General features: G+C 40.0%; 18 protein-coding genes. 12 read left to right on the top strand and 6 right to left on the bottom strand.

Annotated elements, in window-relative coordinates; all coding sequences use genetic code 11:
- Window positions 1-13 precede the first annotated feature (13 nt).
- Together L6410_RS10800 and rpsD are read left to right on the top strand one after the other, a co-directional pair.
- On the top strand, window positions 14-661 hold the full coding sequence (locus tag L6410_RS10800; protein ID WP_172019382.1) for a thioredoxin family protein: 648 nt from the start codon (window positions 14-16) through the stop codon (window positions 659-661).
- A gap of 333 nt (window positions 662-994) precedes the next feature.
- Window positions 995-1,606, top strand: a complete 612-nt coding sequence (rpsD, locus tag L6410_RS10795; RefSeq protein WP_024391326.1) for a 30S ribosomal protein S4 — start codon at window positions 995-997, stop codon at window positions 1,604-1,606.
- A gap of 253 nt (window positions 1,607-1,859) precedes the next feature.
- Here the strand turns inward: rpsD and L6410_RS10790 are convergent, their stop codons facing one another.
- Complete coding sequence (locus tag L6410_RS10790) at window positions 1,860-2,003, bottom strand: hypothetical protein (RefSeq protein ID WP_172085040.1); 144 nt, start codon at window positions 2,001-2,003, stop codon at window positions 1,860-1,862.
- A gap of 732 nt (window positions 2,004-2,735) precedes the next feature.
- On the opposite strand from L6410_RS10790, the gene L6410_RS10785 reads away from it, so the two are divergent.
- The 3 genes from L6410_RS10785 (at window position 2,736) to L6410_RS10775 (ending at window position 6,290) form a co-directional block, all read left to right on the top strand.
- On the top strand, window positions 2,736-3,182 hold the full coding sequence (locus L6410_RS10785) for a DUF6568 family protein (protein WP_237395516.1): 447 nt from the start codon (window positions 2,736-2,738) through the stop codon (window positions 3,180-3,182).
- Between the two features lie 159 nt (window positions 3,183-3,341).
- Window positions 3,342-4,859 carry a flavocytochrome c gene (locus L6410_RS10780; RefSeq protein ID WP_024391322.1) on the top strand — a complete coding sequence of 506 codons (1,518 nt, stop codon included), beginning with the start codon at window positions 3,342-3,344 and terminating at the stop codon, window positions 4,857-4,859.
- Window positions 4,860-4,943: 84 nt separating this feature from the next.
- Entirely contained in the window at window positions 4,944-6,290 is a 1,347-nt protein-coding gene (locus L6410_RS10775) for a metallophosphoesterase (protein ID WP_237395515.1), read from the top strand.
- A gap of 37 nt (window positions 6,291-6,327) precedes the next feature.
- Here the strand turns inward: L6410_RS10775 and L6410_RS10770 are convergent, their stop codons facing one another.
- Complete coding sequence (locus L6410_RS10770; RefSeq protein WP_336512754.1) at window positions 6,328-7,635, bottom strand: sensor histidine kinase; 1,308 nt, start codon at window positions 7,633-7,635, stop codon at window positions 6,328-6,330.
- 15 nt (window positions 7,636-7,650) lie between these two features.
- Here L6410_RS10770 and L6410_RS10765 point away from each other — a divergent pair, with 15 nt between their 5' ends.
- The 7 genes from L6410_RS10765 to nrdI all read left to right on the top strand — a co-directional run bounded on the left by L6410_RS10765 (window position 7,651) and on the right by nrdI (window position 14,878).
- Window positions 7,651-8,940 carry a glycoside hydrolase family 3 C-terminal domain-containing protein gene (locus L6410_RS10765; protein ID WP_237395510.1) on the top strand — a complete coding sequence of 430 codons (1,290 nt, stop codon included), beginning with the start codon at window positions 7,651-7,653 and terminating at the stop codon, window positions 8,938-8,940.
- A gap of 44 nt (window positions 8,941-8,984) precedes the next feature.
- On the top strand, window positions 8,985-9,998 hold the full coding sequence (locus L6410_RS10760; protein WP_160864094.1) for a glycosyltransferase family 2 protein: 1,014 nt from the start codon (window positions 8,985-8,987) through the stop codon (window positions 9,996-9,998).
- 67 nt (window positions 9,999-10,065) lie between these two features.
- Window positions 10,066-10,977, top strand: coding sequence for an aldo/keto reductase (locus L6410_RS10755; protein ID WP_024391313.1), 912 nt, complete (start codon window positions 10,066-10,068; stop codon window positions 10,975-10,977).
- A gap of 9 nt (window positions 10,978-10,986) precedes the next feature.
- A complete protein-coding gene (locus L6410_RS10750; protein WP_237395508.1) occupies window positions 10,987-11,439 on the top strand; it encodes a GNAT family N-acetyltransferase in 453 nt (150 codons plus the stop codon).
- Between the two features lie 229 nt (window positions 11,440-11,668).
- Complete coding sequence (aspS, locus tag L6410_RS10745) at window positions 11,669-13,420, top strand: aspartate--tRNA ligase (protein ID WP_237395507.1); 1,752 nt, start codon at window positions 11,669-11,671, stop codon at window positions 13,418-13,420.
- Complete coding sequence (locus tag L6410_RS10740; protein ID WP_415860170.1) at window positions 13,407-14,345, top strand: YitT family protein; 939 nt, start codon at window positions 13,407-13,409, stop codon at window positions 14,343-14,345. Before aspS ends, L6410_RS10740 begins: the two co-directional genes overlap by 14 nt.
- Window positions 14,346-14,422: 77 nt before the next feature.
- Entirely contained in the window at window positions 14,423-14,878 is a 456-nt protein-coding gene (gene nrdI, locus L6410_RS10735; protein ID WP_024396321.1) for a class Ib ribonucleoside-diphosphate reductase assembly flavoprotein NrdI, read from the top strand.
- A gap of 144 nt (window positions 14,879-15,022) precedes the next feature.
- Here nrdI and pulA read toward each other — a convergent pair whose 3' ends face one another.
- The 4 genes from pulA to L6410_RS10715 form a co-directional block, all read right to left on the bottom strand.
- The gene (gene pulA / locus L6410_RS10730; protein ID WP_237395505.1) at window positions 15,023-17,074 is read right to left on the bottom strand and encodes a type I pullulanase; all 2,052 of its coding nucleotides are present in this window, start codon (window positions 17,072-17,074) and stop codon (window positions 15,023-15,025) included.
- Between the two features lie 23 nt (window positions 17,075-17,097).
- Window positions 17,098-18,081, bottom strand: a complete 984-nt coding sequence (locus tag L6410_RS10725; protein ID WP_024391307.1) for a LacI family DNA-binding transcriptional regulator — start codon at window positions 18,079-18,081, stop codon at window positions 17,098-17,100.
- A 9-nt stretch (window positions 18,082-18,090) separates the two neighbouring features.
- Window positions 18,091-18,873 (bottom strand): DUF1189 family protein, encoded by a 783-nt coding sequence (locus tag L6410_RS10720; protein WP_024396322.1) that lies wholly within the window; start codon window positions 18,871-18,873, stop codon window positions 18,091-18,093.
- Between the two features lie 61 nt (window positions 18,874-18,934).
- The gene (locus L6410_RS10715; protein WP_105126507.1) at window positions 18,935-19,777 is read right to left on the bottom strand and encodes a sugar ABC transporter permease; all 843 of its coding nucleotides are present in this window, start codon (window positions 19,775-19,777) and stop codon (window positions 18,935-18,937) included.

Raw genomic sequence — 19,777 nt, 5'->3', positions numbered from 1 at the left:
AGTGGGGGTTGTTATGAGAAGACTTGTCCAAAGCATGAGAACAGAATGGCTGAATTGTTTGTGGTTTACTATTTTTAGTATCCTTGTTAGTTTACTATTTAATCAAATACGTTCGGTATACTTTTTCCTTTCGTTAGCTGTTTTAAGCACGTTAATTTATATTGCCTGCACCTCATTGATACAAAGAACAAAGCTAAAATGGTGTGTCTATACGATTTTAGCTATATTGAGTGGTTTACTCTTGTTTTATATCTTTAAGGGTCAAGAGGAGCAATATGTCAATCAAGATTTTATTAGGGAACAGGCACAGATAACTGAAAACACTTCTACTTATAAAATAATTACAAATAAGATGAGAATGGTGACACCAAAAGAGTATGCCCTTGTTCTGGAAAGGAATGCATCAGTGGTGCTTTATGTTGGTCGAGAAAGCTGTCCTTATTGTAGGGATTTTGTAAGTCAGTTACAGTCAATTGATGTATCATCTGTTTATTATATGGACACAGAAGAAAAATCAGATGATTTATATGCTTTTGTGGATAGATATAAATTGGATTCAATTCCTCAATTGTTGCGTTTTCAGGATAAAGAAATTATTGAGCAGCTTGACATTCATGGACGTATTTCTTCAGAAGAGATTGTCGCCTTTATTCAGGACTAGTTCAAAATATAGGAACGAGGGAATGCTCTGCGTAAGGTTGGCAAGACACTCATGGTAAACTCAGAAACTAAAATTTAGGAACATCTGAAACCTTAGAGTTTCAGATGTTTTTTATTTTATAGAAGAAAAGAATAGTCATAAGGCTTTACAGAGCCTTTTTTTTGTGCTATACTAATCTTTGTGCGAAATAACAGCAGGGCAAAATGAAGCTCGTCAACAGAAGGTCAGCAAGAAGAGTAATCGTTGCTGTTTCGATGAAGGCCTCCTGCACGAATCAGGTTTGCTTAAAACGTTATTTCCTACAATAATAATTATTTTAGGAGGACATAACACATGTCACGTTATACAGGACCATCTTGGAAACAAGCTCGTCGTCTTGGCTTGTCATTGACAGGTACAGGTAAAGAATTGGCACGTCGTAACTACGTACCAGGTCAACACGGACCAAACAACCGTTCTAAATTGTCAGAATACGGTTTGCAATTGGCTGAAAAACAAAAATTGCGCTTCTCTTACGGTTTAGGCGAAAAACAATTCCGTAACTTGTTCGTACAAGCTACTAAAATCAAACAAGGTACAGTTGGTTTCAACTTCATGCTCCTTTTGGAACGTCGTTTGGACAACGTTGTTTACCGTCTTGGTTTAGCAACTACTCGTCGTCAAGCTCGTCAATTTGTAAACCACGGTCATATCCTTGTTGATGGTAAACGTGTTGATATCCCATCATTCCGCGTTGAAGTTGGTCAAGTAATCTCAGTTCGTGAAAAATCATTGAACGTTCCAGCTATCCGCGAAGCAGTTGAAGCAACTCTTGGTCGTCCAGCTTTCGTATCATTCGATGCTGACAAACTTGAAGGTTCATTAACTCGCTTGCCAGAACGCGATGAAATCAACCCAGAAATCAACGAAGCCCTTGTCGTAGAATTCTACAACAAAATGCTTTAATTTTAAGAAATATCTTACAGAAAGCCTACAACAGTGGGCTTTTTGCTTTCTCTTAAAACGTTGATTTCTGGGTTTGCTTACCTTTTTGCTCTCCCTAGAGAGGGGGGAGTGCTGTTTCGTAAAACGAGACGGAGTTTTCCCTTCTCCAATAGATTAATTGTTCGTATTAAATATCCTGGCCGGACTGACATAGCCAAGTCTATATTGTAGGTCTTTGGTATCCAGGTCCACATAATGTCCCAAAGCTAAGAGTTTATTCACTCACTCGGATGAATGCATGGGTTTTCCCTATCCGCCTCACTTTTTTGTCAATGGCACCAATTAGAGAGCGAATGTAGTCCGCCTCAGATACATCTTTGTATTGATGAATCAGACCAGACACATATTCTACTTCCATTATTTCATTTTCCCACCCAATCGACTTGACCATCCTGGCTTTTACATTTCTACGCAGCACTTTATTTCCTCTCTTGATTGAAAATGCTCCTTACAATCTATACGAATACGTTGGAGAACTTCTCCACAGTATAGGCTGAAGGAATTGAGTCGATTTCTACTCAATAAGTAGTTGTTGGTAGCTATAAAGCTATTATATCATAGCGAAAAGCAGGGAGCGTTTCAAAAGCAACGAATATGATAGAAAAGTGTGTGTTGGATAAAAGAGTTAATACTCAATGAAAACCAAAATCTGACTTGCTCCAAAGGTTCGGGGAACCTTTGGAGGTTGGAAATAAGGCGAACAAAGTTCGCTACAAAAAGGTTCGGGGAACCTTTGGAGGCTAGGAAAAGGCGAACGTAGTTCATTTCGCTCAGATGCAGATAGAACTCTGTTCCTTTTATATTTCAAGGGAACAGGCTGTCAAGCTCCACTGGAGCTTGACACTCATCAAATCAAGTCAACAACGTTTGATTTTCTCAGAGTATAAATTGATGTTTGTAGGGAAAATAGCCAATCTTTTAGCTCATTGGATGAGATTTTTTTGCATTACCTTACTACAAGTCTACGATAGAGGATTTTTACTTAATTTTGATATAATTAACTTATTAGTAGGGTTTTCGAATTGTATTTCCTATTACCACCGTGTGGCTAAAAAATAGGATGTACAATCAATTGATTAGGAGATTTATCGTGCGTAAATATATTGTTTTGCTTTTACTTAGTATTGTTGGAATTGGGGCATCCGTATTTCTTGTCCGACAATCCACTAGTTCAACAGAATCGGAATACCGTCAGGCAGTGAAAACGTATCAGACTATTTCCATTAGTGAACTGGAAGAAAAATTGGATCGGCAAGATGATTTTATTCTGTATATTGGGAGGGAAACGTGTCCTTATTGTAGAGCATTTGTGCCTAAACTGACCCAAGCTGTTGAAGAGACGGGGAAGACAGTTTTCTACCTTGATAGTGAGAACGATCCAGATGGGAAGATTGATTTATTTCGTCAGGCAAGCGGTTTGAAGACAGTACCCAGTCTAACCCATTTTAAATCAGGAAAATTGAATGGCTTGTTAAGAAAAGGAAGTCAGGCTTCCCAAGATGAGATAAAGCAATTCCTGCAGTTGCTAACTGAATAAACTAAATAAAATTGCACAATTTTTCGAGTAAATTATGCAATTTTTTCATACATTTTTTTGTTTACAACTATAAACATTGTGAAAATTATTTCAAATAAGATTGAAAAATATTTCACAATCTAGTATAATAGTTGTATCAGATAAAATTGGAGGTTTATCATGAAAAAGAAAACGTTGTTAGGCTTGTTTATGAGTCTACTTGCTGTAGTATTTTTGGTTGCATGTGGAGGTAAAACTGAAAATACTACCACATCATCATCGTCAACAAGCTCTTCTTCATCAGAAGAAGCTGTATCAGGTGCATCTGAGAAAGTTTATACTGATCCATCTGAGTTGAAAGATAGCTATGATGTTATAGTCGTTGGTTCAGGTGGTGCAGGGATGTCTGCTGCTATATCAGCTAAAGATGCTGGCGCTAGTGTTGTTTTATTGGAAAAAATGCCTGTAATTGGTGGGAATACAGCTAAATCATCAGCTGGTATGAACGCTTCACAAACTAAATTCCAAGAAGCGGAAGGTATTGCTGATACCAATGATAAATTCTATGAAGAAACCCTTAAAGGTGGTAAGGGTACAAACGATCCTGAATTACTACGTTACCTTGTAGATCATTCTGCTAGTGCAATTGACTGGTTGGACGGAATGGGAATTACTCTTAGCAACCTTACTACAACTGGTGGTATGAGTGAGAAACGTACCCACCGCCCAGCAGATGGTTCAGCTGTTGGTGGCTACTTAGTAAATGGTCTTTACCATAATCTTGTTGAACGTGAAGTACCAATTTTTGTAAATGCAGATGTGACAAAACTGCAAGACAAAGATGGTGCCGTAACAGGTGTTGAGGTAGAAATTGCTGGAGAAACGAAGAAAATTTCAGCAAAAGCTGTTGTGTTGGCTACGGGTGGTTTTGGAGCAGACTTGGAAATGGTTGCAAAATTCAATCCTGCCCTTGAAGGCTATGTAACAACTAACCAACCTGGTTCAACAGGTGACGGTATTGCGCTTGCTGAATCAGAAGGTGCAGCAACTGTTGATATGGAACAAATCCAAATTCACCCAACCGTAGAGCAAGAAACCTCTTACTTGATTACAGAAGCAGTTCGTGGTGAAGGTGCTATCCTTGTCAATTCTAAAGGGGAGCGCTTTGTTAATGAGTTGGAAACTCGTGATAAAGTTTCAGCAGCGATTAATGCTTTAGATCCTAACTACGCTTATGTTATCTTTGATGATGCCTTGAAAGATCGTGTGAAGGCGATTGCTCAATACGAAGAAAAAGGACTTGTAAAAACAGGTGCTACTCTTACAGATTTGGCTAAAGAAATTGGTGTACCTGCGGAAACACTTCAAACAACACTTGATACTTGGAACAAGGCTGTGGCGGATAAAAATGATGCGGCATTTGGTCGTACATCTGGTATGGATCATGCTTTGGATACAGGTTCTTATCATGCGATTAAGGTTGCTCCAGGTATCCACCATACGATGGGTGGTGTGAAAATCAATACCAATACTCAAGTATTGAAGACAGATGGTTCAGCAATCTCTGGTCTTTATGCTGCTGGCGAAGTAACTGGTGGTGTTCATGGTCAAAACCGTATTGGTGGTAATGCTGTAGCAGACATCATCGTATTTGGTCGTCAGGCTGGTGAACAAGCAGCAGGATTTGCAAAAAAATAATAAATGACTAAAGGAGTTAGACAGATTAATTGTCAAACTCCTTTTTCTTGTCGCTCTTTCTTTAAGATGGTATACTTTTAGGGTATGAAGAAGAAAATAATACTACTGGCAGGGACCTTAATTTGTTTGATGGTAGTCTGGTCAGTTATGACCGGTCAGCGTCAGCAATCCTATGTCGAGGCTGAATTAAGAGACCAAGATAAAATTTGGATTATCACAGATTTGCATTATTTATCACAAGATTTATTTGATAATGGAGAGGCTTTTTCCTATATTAAAAAAACTGCTGCTGGCAAGGATTTGCGCTATGGAAAAGAGCGGATGGAGGCCCTGGTTGAACAAGTAGAGCGTGAGCATCCTTCTTTGCTACTAGTTAGTGGTGATTTGTCTCTCAACGGTGAAAAACAGAGCATGGTTGAGTTGGCCCAGTACTTTACACAGATTGAAGAAAAAGGAACGGAGGTTTTGGTCATTCCTGGCAACCATGATATTGCCAGTGGATGGGCTAGAGGCTTTAAAGGAAATCAGCAGGAAGTGACGGATCAAGTTACCGCTCAGCAATTTGAAGATCTCTTTGCTGATAACGGCTACCAACAAGCTAGCAGTAGTGACCAAGCCTCATTGAGCTATCTGGCCAAGCCATTTTCCAATGCGTGGTTTCTGATGATAGATAGCAACATCTACGCTAGTGGGCAAGGAGATGGCGCACCGACTACTAATGGACGTATCAAAAAAGAGACCTTGGATTGGATAGATGTACAACTTCAGGCAGCCAAGGAAGCTGGAGTGAGCCTGATACCTATTGTCCATCACAATGTCTTGCAGCAGCATGCCATGCTCTCAAAAGGCTATACTTTGGATAATGCTGCCGATTTGAAGGCTTTGTTCAATCAATATGGCATTCAATTTGGTTTTTCTGGACACACGCATTCTCAGAATATTGTTAAAGAAGACTTGGGGCAAGTCAGCTATACTGAAGTGGTCAATGGTGCATTTTCTATTTACCCAGCTGTTATCGGCCAATTGAGCCTTGATGATACAAGCATTCGCTATCAAAAAACTCAACTTGATTTGACTTCGTGGGCAGAAAAGCACCAGCCTAGTGATCCAAATTTGCAGGATCACGTAAGCTACTTACAAACCGTCTTTGACAGTACCAGTGATATTATGGTGCACAATGCTTTGAACGATGAACGATGGTATGATGGAGAAACAGCTGAGACTATTTCACAATTTATCGTGCCAGCCAATCGTGCTTATTTTTCAGGTGAAAAACTAGATCAGACTTGGCTTGATGAGACAGTATTTCCAAGCCAGGCTTATCAGAGCTTGCAAGCAGTGTCACCGAGAAGTTTCTTAGCTGACTATCTTGATGTGATTATAAAACGGAGTCAAAATCGAGATGTAGAGCAAGTGACGGTTTCTAAATGACGAATATAAGAAAATCCCGCCTTTAAACGGGATTTTTCTATGCTTGTAAAGGGAGAATGATTTTTAGTTGCACCCAATTATCTTCCTTGCTAAGTGTGAGACTGCCACCGTATTTATTGGCAACATACTCCATACTCTTAAGACCGAATCCATGGTAGTCCTTATTTGTTTTTGAGGTTTCAGGGAGCTGTCCTGTGGATAGGTCTAGGGAAGAAGTATCGTAGTTATCTAATCGAATGATGAGAAATTGCTGATGGCTAGCAACCTTTAAAGTAATCAAGCGTTGTTCAGGGTTATCTATTTTTTCCACAGCCTCGATGGCATTGTCAATGGCATTTCCAAATAGAGCTGAAATATCCATTACATCCATAAAATGGAGGGGCTCTCCCTGAACAATACAGGTAAAGTTAATACCATTTTGCAAACAGTAATAATTTTTTTGGCTCAAAATGGTGTCAAGAACAGGATTTCCTGTTTCAATCTTGGCATCAAGTGTCTGGATCACCTCGCTCATTTCCTCTAGGTATTGTTCCTTTTTGGTTTTATCCGATTCTTGCTTGATGATGGCCAGTTGATGCTTTAAATCATGGACCTTACGGTCAAGAATCTCACTGTTTTCACGATAGGCTTGGTATTGCTTGTATTGAAGTTGAAACATATTATTGATAGAAGTCAACTCCTGCCGTAAATAGCGATCGTATTGTTGAGATTCTTGGGTGAATAGGAGCAGAAGACCAGAGAGATTGACGGTTGTCCGGAGGATGAAAATGCTGGTCGAGTCTTGAAATTGGCGCGTGCCTGAGAGGATGAAACCAATATTACTAAGAACAAAAATAGATAAGGTTGTAAAGACAGCTACCGTCACATCTCGTTGCTCAATGAATTTATCCAATTCTTCTAAGTGAACCTTTTTATCTTGTAGATAGATGAGCCAGTAAGAAAGTAGAGAAGTTATCAACAGAAATAACCCTTGTGTCCACAAGTTATCCACAGGTTGTTGATAAATCGTCAAACAGTAGAGATGCCAAGTAATGGAGGCTACTAATTCGGCAATAATAAAGGCTTTTGCTGTCAAATAGAGACTAGTCCTCTTGTGGATAACTCCAAGCAATCGAATGGAAACAAACATCCAAGCGATATTGATGCCCATTCCCACAGTCCAAAAAAGCAAAGGGAGTTTGCCAGCCACAAGTTGAAGTAAGATTTGTATGAGGAAAATCAGGAGGATACGGAACTGTTTGCGTGACCATTTTTCAGACAAAAAAAGTGAGGAACAGACCAGTAGGCAGGCCAAGCTTTCTGTTAGAGCAGTATAGAAACGTGGAATATCAGGGAAATTGATCATAGTAGGCTATCTCCGATGAAGTTGGTTAGAGCTGTCATAAATTCTTTTTTCCTTGGGCGGCTAATCGACAAGGCTGTCAATCTTGCAAATCAAGCAGAACTTATTCTTTACTATATGGGGCTGGATGAAATGAGTGAAAGTGAGGGCTTGGATCGTCAACATCTAAGTCTCCCCAAAAACCAGTTATCCTTACTGAATGCCTTGGTAGGGACAGGTAAAAAAATTGTTGTTGTCCTATCAGCTGGTTCGGTTGTGGATATGAATTGGGATGTGGATGTAGATGCAGTTCTTCACGGCTATCTATCAGGAGAAGCTGGCGCTAGAGCCATGTTAGATACCTTGACAGGTCGTGTCAACCCGTCAGGGAAACTAAGCGAAACCTATCCTGTTGAGTTGGCAGATGTTCCGTCTTCTGAGGGCTATCCTGCTGAGGGAGATTTCGCCCTCTATAAGGAAGCTCTCTATGTAGGCTACCGTTACTTTACAAGTGTTGACAAGGCTGTCAAGTATCCCTTTGGCTATGGATTGTCTTACACAGATTTTTCTTACAGTCAATTAGAAGTGTCTGAATCAGGGATTTCCGTCACGATTACTAATACAGGAATGGTAGACGGGGCTGAGATTATCCAATTGTACGTAGGCAAAGAAGACAGTCAGATATACCGATCTGTAAAGGAATTAAAAGGCTTCAAAAAAGTATTTATAAAAGCAGGCGAGTCCAAACAGATTTTTATTCCTTTTGAGGGCTATACGTTCCGTTATTTTAATAAAGAGACAGGCCAATTTGAAGTAGAGGCTGGAAATTATCTCTTGTATGTAGGTGCAAATAGTCAAGATATTCGCTTAGTTGGTGAGATTACCCGAGAAGGCACTGTGGACCAATTTCCTGCTACAGAACAGATTCCGACTTATTTGACAGCCCAAGTGCAGGCTGTCTCATCACAGGATTTTGCACAATTGCTTGGACGTCCAGTTCCAGAAGAAACCTGGAAAATTGGTCAAGAATTGAGCCTAAACGATCCAGTTTTGAAACTCCAATTTGCGAAGAGTGGGTTGGCACGTGGCGTGCATAAACTATTGGCTAGCTTACTGAAAAAAGCAGAGCAAAAAGGGACTCCTGACTTGAACCTGCTGTTCCTTTATAATATGCCATTTAGGGCAATGGCAAAGATGACAGGAGACATGCTCGATTTACCAATGGTAGAAGGGATTCTAACTATTGTCAATGGCCATTTTTTCAAGGGTTTAGGCCAACTATGGAGAGCCTATCAAGCAAAAAGAAAATATCAAAAGCAACTTTCCTGAAAATGTGATAAAATAGTAACAAATTGTGTCAAATGGAGAGAAAGATGACCTTACTAAGTATTGCCATTCCGAGTTATAATTCGGAGGCTTACCTTCATTACTGTGTTCATTCCCTTGTAATGGGTGGTGACAAGGTTGAAATTCTGATTATTAACGATGGGTCGACCGATCGGACTCAGGAAATCGCAGAGGGACTAGAGAATCAATTTTCAAACGTACGTGCCATCTATCAGGACAATAAGGGCCATGGCGGAGCTGTAAATACAGGGATACGTGAGGCCAAGGGTAAGTACTTTAAAGTCGTGGATTCAGATGACTGGGTTGATACCAGGGCCTATTTGAAGATCCTAGAGAGTTTGCAGGCATTGGAAGATGAAAATACGCCAGTTGATGCCTTTATCTCCAACTTTGTTTATGAAAAAGAGGGACAATCTCGTAAAAAATCCATGTCTTATCAATCCACTCTACCTGAGAACCGTATATTCGGCTGGGAAGATGTTGGTGCCTTTCCAAAGGGACAGTACATGATGATGCATTCCTTGATTTACAGGACTGAGTTGTTAAGAGAGGTCGGTCTCGTTCTACCAGAGCATACTTTCTATGTGGATAATATTTTCGTATTTACCCCTTTGCAGGCTGTGAAAACCATGTACTATCTACCAGTAGATTTTTATCGTTACTTTATTGGGCGAAATGACCAGTCTGTCAATGAGTCCGTCATGATTAAACGAATTGACCAGCAGTTAAAAGTCAATCGGATTTTAGTGGATGATTTAGATTTAGAGGCAATTGATAATCCTGATTTACGGAGTTATTTACTCAATCACGTAGAGATTACTACCATTATCTCCTGTGCACTTCTCAATCGTGCGGGAACAGCTGAGCATATGATGAAAAAGCAAGAATTATGGCACTATATTCGGGATAACAATCCATCTCTATTTAAGATCGTTCGAAAAGGGTTACTTGGTCAATTAACTAACCTTTACGGTTATCCAGGCCGAAAAATTTCCAATGCCGTCTATAAAATCGCGAAAAGAATTTATGGTTTTAACTAAAACTCAGTTTCGGCTGAGTTTTTCTGTTATAATGAATAGAAGAAAAACGCTTACAAGGAGAAGATACATGCAAGAATTAGGACAGACAGGTTTACAGGTTTCTCGAATTGCTTTAGGCTGTATGCGGATGGCTAGTTTGACAGAGCAGGAAACTGCTAAAGTGTTAGATACAGTCGTTGGACAGGGAATCAACTTTTTCGATCATGCGGATATTTATGGTGGTGGTGAGTCAGAAATTCGCTTTGCTCAGGGAGCAAAATTGGCAGGATTGAAACGTGAAGACATGCTCCTCCAATCAAAATGTGGCATTCGTAAAGGCTATTTTGATTTCTCAAAAGACTATATTTTAGAATCTGTAGATGGGATTTTGAAGCGCTTGGATACAGAATATTTGGATGTTCTTGCCTTGCACCGTCCGGATGCTCTGATGGAAGCAGAGGAAGTGGCAGAAGCCTTTTATCTCTTGAAAAAAGCAGGGAAGGTTCATTATTTCGGCGTCAGCAACCAAAATATTTACCAAATGGAGTTATTGCAATCCTATCTCGATCAACCGCTTGCAGTTAATCAATTACAGCTATCTCCTGCTCACACGCCTTTGATTGATGCTGGATTACATGTCAATATGAAAGATGATGCTGCGACTATGCGTGATGGTGGGCTGATTGATTATTGCCAGCTTAAAAAAATCACTATCCAAGCCTGGTCTCCTTTCTTGATTGATTTGCAACGAGGTATTTTTGCCAACCATCCTGACTATGCTCTTTTAAACCAGACCATTGGGGAAATAGCAGAGCGATACAATGTTTCACATGAAACAATTGTCGTGGCTTGGATTTTGCGTCATCCAGCAAAGATTCAAACCATTGTTGGGTCCATGAATCCAGATCGTCTGACCAAGATTGCACAAGCTAGTCAGATTACCTTGACTCGACCAGAATGGTACGAAATATATAAAAGTGCAGGCAACATCTTGCCCTAGGAGGCAACTATGCAGTGGGAAATAAAAGCATTTGACCAATTAAGTTTACAGGAGCTTTACGCTATCTTGATACTGAGAACCAATGTCTTTGTTGTTGAACAAGCCTGTCCCTATCCTGAAGTTGACGGTAAGGATCCAAACTGTCTTCATCTTTTGGGAACTGATGAAGGAGAGTTAGTGGCTTACTTGAGAATCTTGCCAGCTGGTCTAAATTATGATGAAGTTTCCATCGGTCGTGTGGTCATCAAGTCAAGTCATCGTGGCAAAGGTTTAGGTCGACCAATGATGGAGCAGGCAATTCAATTTATTACAAACGAATGGAAAGAAAGTCAGATTAAAATCGGTGCCCAAGCCCATTTAGAAAAGTTCTATAGTTCGCTAGGTTTTGAGCCAGTTTCAGAAGTCTATCTAGAGGACGAAATTCCTCATTTAGATATGTTTTATACTAAACCAGTCGTTTAAGGCTGGTTTTTTTAGCCTGTACCCACGAGTAAAGTTATATAAGAGATAGTTTTTGAAGGAATACTGACTAGATCTTGAAAAACTAAGGCTGAGTAGCTGAATAAAAAGCCTAAGATAGGTGTGCTGGACGGTGAATGCAGGTTCTTGGATTTTTCTCGGCAATTTCCCCCAAAAATCAGCCATTTTATGGTAGAATGAATAGGTATAAAATCAGTAAAAGAGGAAGAAAATGAAACGTTCTATGTACGCTGGACGTGTTCGTAAGGAACATGTCGGACAGGAAATTACTTTGAAAGGTTGGGTTGGTCGCCGTCGTGACTTAGGTGGCCTGATTTTCATTGACTTGCGTGACCGTGAAGGCATTATGCAATTGGTGATTAACCCTGAGTCAGTTGAAGCTGAAGTGATGGCAAAAGCGGAGAGTCTTCGTTCCGAGTTTGTTATCGAAGTAACAGGAACGGTTGTGGAGCGTGAGCAAGCTAATGACAATATCCCGACAGGAGCTGTTGAACTGCAAGTAACCAGCTTGACAGTGTTGAACACGGCTAAGACAACTCCGTTTGAAATCAAGGATGGCATTGAAGCTAGTGATGATACCCGTCTTCGTTACCGTTATTTGGATCTTCGCCGTCCAGAAATGCTCAACAACTTCAAATTACGTGCAGCTGTAACCCACAGTATTCGCAACTACTTGGATGACTTGGAATTTATTGATGTGGAGACGCCAATGTTGACTAAGTCAACACCAGAAGGTGCGCGTGACTACTTGGTGCCATCTCGTGTGTCCAAAGGTCATTTCTATGCTTTGCCACAAAGTCCACAGATTACAAAGCAGCTTTTGATGAATGCCGGTTTCGACCGTTACTACCAAATCGTTAAGTGTTTCCGTGATGAGGACTTGCGTGGGGATCGTCAACCTGAGTTTACACAGGTGGACTTGGAAACCTCATTCTTGAATGAAGTTGAAATCCAAGACATCGTAGAAGGATTGATTGCTAAGGTCTTGAAAGATACCAAAGGGATCGAGTTGACCTTGCCATTCCCTCGTATGGCCTATGACCATGCTATGAACTTCTACGGTTCAGATAAACCAGATACTCGTTTTGAAATGCTTTTGCAAGACTTGACAGCTGCTGTCAAGGAAGTTGACTTCAAGGTCTTCTCAGAAGCACCAGTTGTCAAAGCCATAGTGGTGAAAGGTGCGGCGGATAGCTACTCTCGTAAAGATATTGATAAATTAACAGAATACGCCAAACAATTTGGTGCCAAGGGACTTGCTTGGGTTAAAGTAGACAAGGGAGAATTAGCGGGCCCAGTTGCTAAGTTCTTGACAGGTATTACAGATAAGTTGACAGCAAGTTTACAACTTGAAGACAAAGACTTGGTTCTCTTTGTAGCTGATGAATTGGAAGTAGCTAATAATACCCTGGGGGCTTTGCGTAACCGCTTAGCAAAAGAACAAGGCTTGATTGACGAAAGCAAGTTCAACTTCCTCTGGATTGTAGACTGGCCAATGTTTGAGTGGTCTGAAGAGGAAGGACGCTACATGAGTGCCCACCACCCATTCACTCTACCAACAGCAGATACGGCTCACCACTTGGATGGTGATTTGGCGCAGGTGCGTGCAGTTGCCTACGATATTGTTTTGAATGGTTATGAATTGGGTGGCGGTAGCCTTCGTATCAACCAAAAAGACATGCAAGAACGGATGTTCAAGGCTCTTGGTTTCTCTGCTGAAGATGCGCATGAGCAGTTTGGTTTCTTGCTTGAAGCTATGGACTACGGCTTCCCACCACACGGGGGCTTGGCTATTGGTTTGGACCGCTTTGTCATGTTATTGGCTGGTGAGGATAACATTCGTGAAGTTATCGCCTTTCCGAAGAACAACAAGGCCTCTGATCCAATGACCCAGGCACCAAGTACGGTTGCCTCAGCACAATTAGAGGAATTGGCTTTAGATATTAAACTTGAAAATGAATAAATTTTTCAGAAAACAGCGTGTACTCTTCTTAAGAAAGGCCAGAAAAAATAAATTTTGGTCGGTCATTTCGGGGATTTCTCGGGAAAAATACGCAGAACGGATATCGGGGTCCATTATTTATGGACTCCTATCTAGTATCGCGGTGAATTTTTTCTTTAGACCCGGGAATGTCTATTCGTCTGGAGTCACCGGTCTAGCACAAATTGTTTCTGCGTTATCAGCCTCTTATGCAGGATGGAATATTCCTATTTCTGTAGTCTATTACGCTCTTAACATTCCCTTGCTTATCTTGGCTTGGTATAAAATTGGTTATAAATTTACTATCTTTACCTTTATTACGGTATCGTTTAGTTCTTTCTTTATCCAATTTATGCCACCAGTTACTCTGACGACAGATCCTTTAGTAAATGCTATTTTTGGTGGTCTCATGCTGGGAACTGGGATTGGATTTGCGCTTAGGAACAATGTATCCAGTGGTGGTACTGATATTGTTTCCATTATTATTCGCAAGAAGACGGGACGACAAGTTGGTTCCATTTCCTTGATTGTCAACATTATGATTATGTTGATAGCAGGAATGACCTTTGGTTGGCAATATGCCTTGTATTCAATGGTTGCATTGTTTATCTCCAGTCGAATGACAGATGCGATTTTTGTGAAACAAAAACGGATGCAGGCCATGATTATTACCAGTTATCCTGATCGCGTGATTAAGATGATACACAAGAAGCTTCATCGAGGGGTAACCATTATCAATGGTGCTGAAGGGGCGTATAATCATGAGCAAAAGACAGTGCTAATTGCGATTATTACACGTGCAGAATTTAATGAATTTAAACATATCATGAAAAAAGCTGATAAATCTGCCTTCGTTTCAGTAGCAGACAATGTAAATATCATCGGTCGCTTCGTGGAAAGCGACTAATTGACAAACACTACATATAGGAGTAAAATATTATTTATATCCCATATGTAGTGTTTTTTAGTGTAAAGAGGAAATGTATGAAGAAAAAAATTTATTTAGTTTACATTAGCTTAAGTGGCAATACAGAAAGTTTTGTGAAACGCCTAAAGTCTTTTTTCCAATTTCAGACAGACTGGGAGATTGAATTGGTCCATGTCAAAGATTTGGTCAAACAAGATATTCCCTTCTACCCGCTAGATGCACCCTTTGTCGCCTTTTTACCAACCTACTTAGAAGGTGGAAATGGAGTAGACAATGGAGATGTGGAAATTCTGACCAATCCTCTTGGAGATTTTATCGCCTTGGGGACCAATGCAGAGCTCTGTTTGGGTGTCGTCGGCTCAGGCAACCGCAATTTTAACAACCAATATTGTCTGACTGCCAAGCAGTATTCTGAGCGATTTAATTTTCCTGTCATAGATACCTTTGAACTCCGTGGAATGCAAAATGATATAGAGCGAATCGGTCGAAAAATCATTGAATTGATGAAATGAAAACAATCACAGATTACGGGACTGTTTTTTTGTCAAAAAAAAAACTCACTAGCGCGACCAGTGAGTTTTAAGGAGATTATGAAAAATATTTAGGATTGACTATAGTATACCCTAGGTGAGGAGTTCTTTCATCAGTCTAAAGCCCTATTTATCTTCCAAAATACAAATACTTTGACCTGCGATGGTGATTTTTTGTTGATCATGTTCTTCAACTGGAGGATAGTTGTAGAGAACCGTCTTGTTTTGATCACGTTCAAAAGTAAAGTCACTATCTGCAAAATTAATGATAAACTGAATAGTTTTTTCTTCGCTAATGACCTGGTATCGGAGGACAAACTCAGTTAACCAGTAGAAATCACATGTTTGTTGAATACTTTCGTAGTTGTCTTGGCTAAGAATTGGATTGTTTTTACGGAAAGCAATTAATTCCTGAATGAACTCGATATGTTCCTTGTAATGAACAGCTCTTGTCCAATCTAAACGGTTAATTGTATCAGAGACATTGTATGTATTGTCAATCTCATCTTTTGTACGGAAAAATTCTTGTCCGCTATGAATAAAGGCCATACCCTGAGAAATCAAAATCAGTTGAAGTCCAAAGCTAGCAGCACGTTTTTGTTGCTGAGGTGTCCAGTTTGGATTTTCAATATGGAAATAGTCAAATGCAGTAGCATTATCGTGGCATTCAATATAGTTGAGAGATTGTTGCGGTGTTAAGAAATGAGTGAGACGGCTACCTGTCAAAAGATGCTGAACCTTTTCATGTAATTGTTTGTCAATCAAACGGTTCGGATTAAGTAAGAGCTTCTTGAAAGTATCACGATAGTCGTCATTGAAGAAACTGATAGTTGGTAATTGTGCCGCATTGTATTGGTGAGCAAGTTTGTCATATTCTAGACCAGTAGCCATCTTCCAACCTTCACCATAGAGATAGACATTCGGATGCAGAGCAACTAATTCAGTTTGAATCTGGTTGATTGTTTCACTATCTAAAATACCCATTAAATCGAAACGGAAACCATCAAAGCCATAGATTTCTAGCCACTGACGAAGTGACTGTTTGATGTAGTTTCGGACCATGCTTCGTTCGCTGGCAACATCATTGCCACAGAATGTTCCGTCTGTACGCATACCATGCTCATCATAACGATAGAAATAACCAGGAACGATGAGTTCGAAGGCATACTTTTCCGCGTGATAGACGTGGTTGTATACAACATCCATGATAACGGAAATGTCTGTATCATGATAGGCTTGGATCGCTTCCTGTAATTCTAAAATGCGAGCATAAGGATCGTTCGGTTGGCTAGAATAGGAACCTTCAGGCAAATTGTATTGCATAGGGTCGTAGCCCCAGTTGTAAACAGCTTGTGGTTTGTTTTCATCCACACTACCAAAATCATAGACAGGCAATAATTGGATATGGGTAACACCTAAATCTTTGACATAGTCCATTCCCAGCTTCATTCCATCCATGATAGGAGATTCTGTTAGGCCGAGGTATTGACTGCGATGGTTAAAACCAGCCTCTTTTTGCCATGAGAAGTCACGGACGCTCATTTCGTAGATAACTGCTTGAGAAATTGGAAGCTGAGTATTTGCGCGTCGAATACGATGAAGTTTATCAGGATTAATCACGTAGCTATTGCCAGAATTTGCCTGAGAAGATAAGGCATACGGATCATGAACGGAGATCCATTCTCCATTTACCTTGTGGAGATAGTGGTAACTTTTAGTTTCCAAATCTCCCTCTACTGTGACTTCCCAAACACCTTTTGATCCCCTAGTCATCGCATACGGATTATCCTCGAGAACGAGAAATACCTGTTTAGAAATAGGAGCCCACAGCTTGAATGTAGTCGCATCTGAACGATAGTTTGCACCCAAATCGTTCCCGTTATAGGTGTAAGTTTGTTCAAAAATAGCAGAGCGGACAATATGACCGTAACCTAGTTCAATGTTATTGCGGTCTTGATCATAGACGGTGTAGTCTTTATCCAACGTTAAAGCGTGCAAGCTAGTTAAATAGTAGATGATTTGATTGTCTACTTCTAAACAAGAGTGTATAAAGAGTTGAGATGTAGCATCATTTGATTCAAGTGAGAAACTCATATGTTCAGAGTCAAATCGTTTCTCCATGACCAAGCGAATAGTAGCTTCATCATCAAGAAATGCTTGGAATTGTCGTAAAGCCATGAGCCAAAAGGCTCCTTTCTAAGTTAAAGTTCAGTAATTGTATGTGGAATGACACGACGGTAGCAAACTTGCTTACCTTGTTTGTTGTCATTGATGATTTGATGTAGCGTATTGAAAGCAACACGTCCCAACTTAATCGCATGGACATCTACGTAGGCATCAATATCTAGTTTTGGTTTGACAGAGTCAAAGGAAATGATTGGCAACTTAATATTTGCCTCGTTGAGGTATTTAACAACCCCTTCAGCCACGGAAGTATCGGTTGTGACGATTGCATCCAAGTCTTGTTTGAGCAATTTTTTTGAGATTTTATAAGAACTATCTTCAAGCAAGAAACCAGACACGAATCTTACTTTGTTTTCATCCAGTGGAATATTGTGTGATTTCAATGCATTTTTGTAACCTGAGTATCGGTCCTGTGATACGACCAGCTCCTTGTTACCAGCCACAAACGCGATATTCTTGTAACCTTTATTGATAAAGTAGTTTGTTGCCTCAAAACCAGCCTGAATATTATCATTATCGACGAGAGAAATAAAAGGAGAGTCAGCTTTACCCAAAATTAAGAAGGGAAAATTATGCTGGATGGCAAGTTGCACTAAAGGATCATCAGGTTTAGAATACAAGAAAATTAATCCATCAACACGTTGACCGTAGACCATCTGCGAAATCGCTTCTAAACGTTGCGCCTCATTCTTTCCAGTAGAAATCTGGATGGCGTAGTTGTGATCAGCAGCTACTTGAGAAATCCCTCGCAATGCAGTTGGGAAAAAGGGGTTTTGATAGAAAACATCTGAATCATCAGGTAAAATTAGACCAATTACCTGGGTGTAGCTACTTACTAAACTACGTGCATTTAAGTTTGGATGATAGTTGAGCTCAGTCATCGCTTTGCGGACGAGGTCTTTAGTTTTTTGGCTAATAGCAGAGCTATTTTGAATAACACGCGTCACAGTAGAGGGAGACACCCCTGCTAATTTTGCGACGTCTTTGATTGTTGCACGCATAATAATCTCCTAGTTCTCATCTCTGAATTTTGTTTTGAAAAATACCCATAATAAGCATAGCACAAAAAGGATATTTTGTAGAGTCAAAATAGTAGTAATTGGCTGGCCAAACAAACCAATTAGGCAGGCAATAATCGTCGGAAAACCTAAACAATTTAGAGAAAAATTGTAACATTCAGCGAAGGTTCTAAAATGGAAAAGGCGTGATTTTTTTGTTAAGTAAAGGAAGAAACTAGCACCTAATAGGATAAATAGTAGGTTGACTGCCAGAATAAATGAAGATACCAATGTCACACCGAGCCCAACAACTGCTTTATTGGCTTGATACCAGTTTTTTGAGATCGCAGCACGAAGCTGCTCTTTGTTAGCAAAGTCATCTGTAGACATTCCATCATAAGTGATTTCTGCTAATACATCTTGACCCTTTCGAATAATCAGGTTACTCTCTTTGAATTGGAATGAGAAGTCTTTACTAGTGCTAACAGTGTCTCCGAAAGTAACTTGCTCCCATTGTTTGGTACCAGTGTAAACGAATTTTCCTCCAGTTAATTGACTATTGGCGTGAAGGTCGGTTACTACGTCATCAGATAAGGGTTGGTAAATTCCCTCAACAAAATTATCAAGTGGATAAGTCTCCAATGAAAAGGTTTGTAAGGTTGGAGGAATCACAAGGAGAGCAACTAAAAAGATTGTTGTAAATAGACGTTGCCAAAGGTTCATTCGTTTCCGATTGGCAAACATTTTTCTAGGTGTGGCAATGCTGGAAAAATATGAAAATGGATATGGTAGCATAAATTTGTCCTTTCATAGATATCATAGCCCACCCATAAAAAGGGAAAAGGGTGGGACAAGATTAACCCTTGTCGCCACCACTTGTAAGACCAGATACAAAGTTCTTTTGTAGGAAGAAGAATAGAATACTGATAGGTAGGGCAATGAGAATCGCACCTGCCGCAAAGTATGATATCTTAAGATTCTTAGGATCGCTGATGAAGGTTTGTAGACCAACGGCAACGGTATAGAATTCTTTTTCACGAAGCAAGAATTTTGATAAAATATAGTCCCCGAAAGGTCCCATGAAAGCCCAAAGTGCTTGTACCGCAATCATTGGACGAACCAAAGGCAAAACGATTTGCCAGAAACGTCTGAAGTGACCAGCACCATCTAGCTTAGCAGATTCGTCTAATGAAATTGGAACTGTATCAAAGTATCCTTTCATGAGCCAAGCATTCATTGGAATACCACCGCCAATATAAAGGAAGATAAGGAACCAGCTCTTGTTTAATGCATTTAGCATGAGGGCCATAACGAAGAAGGCGGTCAAGGCAGCCATTGTTGGTACCATTTGAATAATCAAGAAGAACACCAAACTTTGTTTACGAGCCATAAAGTTGTAACGACTATATGCATAACCTGCAAGGACAACGATACTTGTTTGAACAATCATTGTAACGGTAGCAATAATCAGTGTATTCAAGTACCAAGTTCCATACAGCGTTTCATTAAACAAACCTAGGAAGTTATCAAACGTAAAATTAGTAGAACCATCCAATTTGAAGGCAACCACGTTACCAGATTTGAAGGCAGACATGATTGTGATCAAAAGAGGATAGATAATAATGATAGACAGTGCAATCAAATAGAGATAAGTTAAAATATGATTAACCCTGCGTCTAAATTTTACAGATAGTTTCAT

It is taken from the genome of Streptococcus parasuis (assembly GCF_021654455.1).
GTDB lineage: Bacteria > Bacillota > Bacilli > Lactobacillales > Streptococcaceae > Streptococcus > Streptococcus parasuis.
The sequence above is the reverse complement of the archived record's forward strand: the minus strand, read 5'-3'. Positions and strand labels throughout refer to the sequence as shown.

Excerpts from the sequence above, each read along its gene's own strand:
- L6410_RS10800 (WP_172019382.1), top strand. The coding sequence starts at position 14 with ATGAGAAGACTTGTCCAAAGCATGAGAACAGAATGGCTGAATTGTTTG.
- rpsD (WP_024391326.1), top strand. The coding sequence starts at position 995 with ATGTCACGTTATACAGGACCATCTTGGAAACAAGCTCGTCGTCTTGGC.
- L6410_RS10790 (WP_172085040.1), bottom strand. The coding sequence starts at position 2,003 with ATGGAAGTAGAATATGTGTCTGGTCTGATTCATCAATACAAAGATGTA.
- L6410_RS10780 (WP_024391322.1), top strand. The coding sequence starts at position 3,342 with ATGAAAAAGAAAACGTTGTTAGGCTTGTTTATGAGTCTACTTGCTGTA.
- L6410_RS10775 (WP_237395515.1), top strand. The coding sequence starts at position 4,944 with ATGAAGAAGAAAATAATACTACTGGCAGGGACCTTAATTTGTTTGATG.
- L6410_RS10770 (WP_336512754.1), bottom strand. The coding sequence starts at position 7,635 with ATGATCAATTTCCCTGATATTCCACGTTTCTATACTGCTCTAACAGAA.
- L6410_RS10765 (WP_237395510.1), top strand. The coding sequence starts at position 7,651 with ATGAAGTTGGTTAGAGCTGTCATAAATTCTTTTTTCCTTGGGCGGCTA.
- L6410_RS10760 (WP_160864094.1), top strand. The coding sequence starts at position 8,985 with ATGACCTTACTAAGTATTGCCATTCCGAGTTATAATTCGGAGGCTTAC.
- L6410_RS10755 (WP_024391313.1), top strand. The coding sequence starts at position 10,066 with ATGCAAGAATTAGGACAGACAGGTTTACAGGTTTCTCGAATTGCTTTA.
- L6410_RS10750 (WP_237395508.1), top strand. The coding sequence starts at position 10,987 with ATGCAGTGGGAAATAAAAGCATTTGACCAATTAAGTTTACAGGAGCTT.
- aspS (WP_237395507.1), top strand. The coding sequence starts at position 11,669 with ATGAAACGTTCTATGTACGCTGGACGTGTTCGTAAGGAACATGTCGGA.
- nrdI (WP_024396321.1), top strand. The coding sequence starts at position 14,423 with ATGAAGAAAAAAATTTATTTAGTTTACATTAGCTTAAGTGGCAATACA.
- pulA (WP_237395505.1), bottom strand. The coding sequence starts at position 17,074 with ATGGCTTTACGACAATTCCAAGCATTTCTTGATGATGAAGCTACTATT.
- L6410_RS10725 (WP_024391307.1), bottom strand. The coding sequence starts at position 18,081 with ATGCGTGCAACAATCAAAGACGTCGCAAAATTAGCAGGGGTGTCTCCC.
- L6410_RS10720 (WP_024396322.1), bottom strand. The coding sequence starts at position 18,873 with ATGCTACCATATCCATTTTCATATTTTTCCAGCATTGCCACACCTAGA.
- L6410_RS10715 (WP_105126507.1), bottom strand. The coding sequence starts at position 19,777 with ATGAAACTATCTGTAAAATTTAGACGCAGGGTTAATCATATTTTAACT.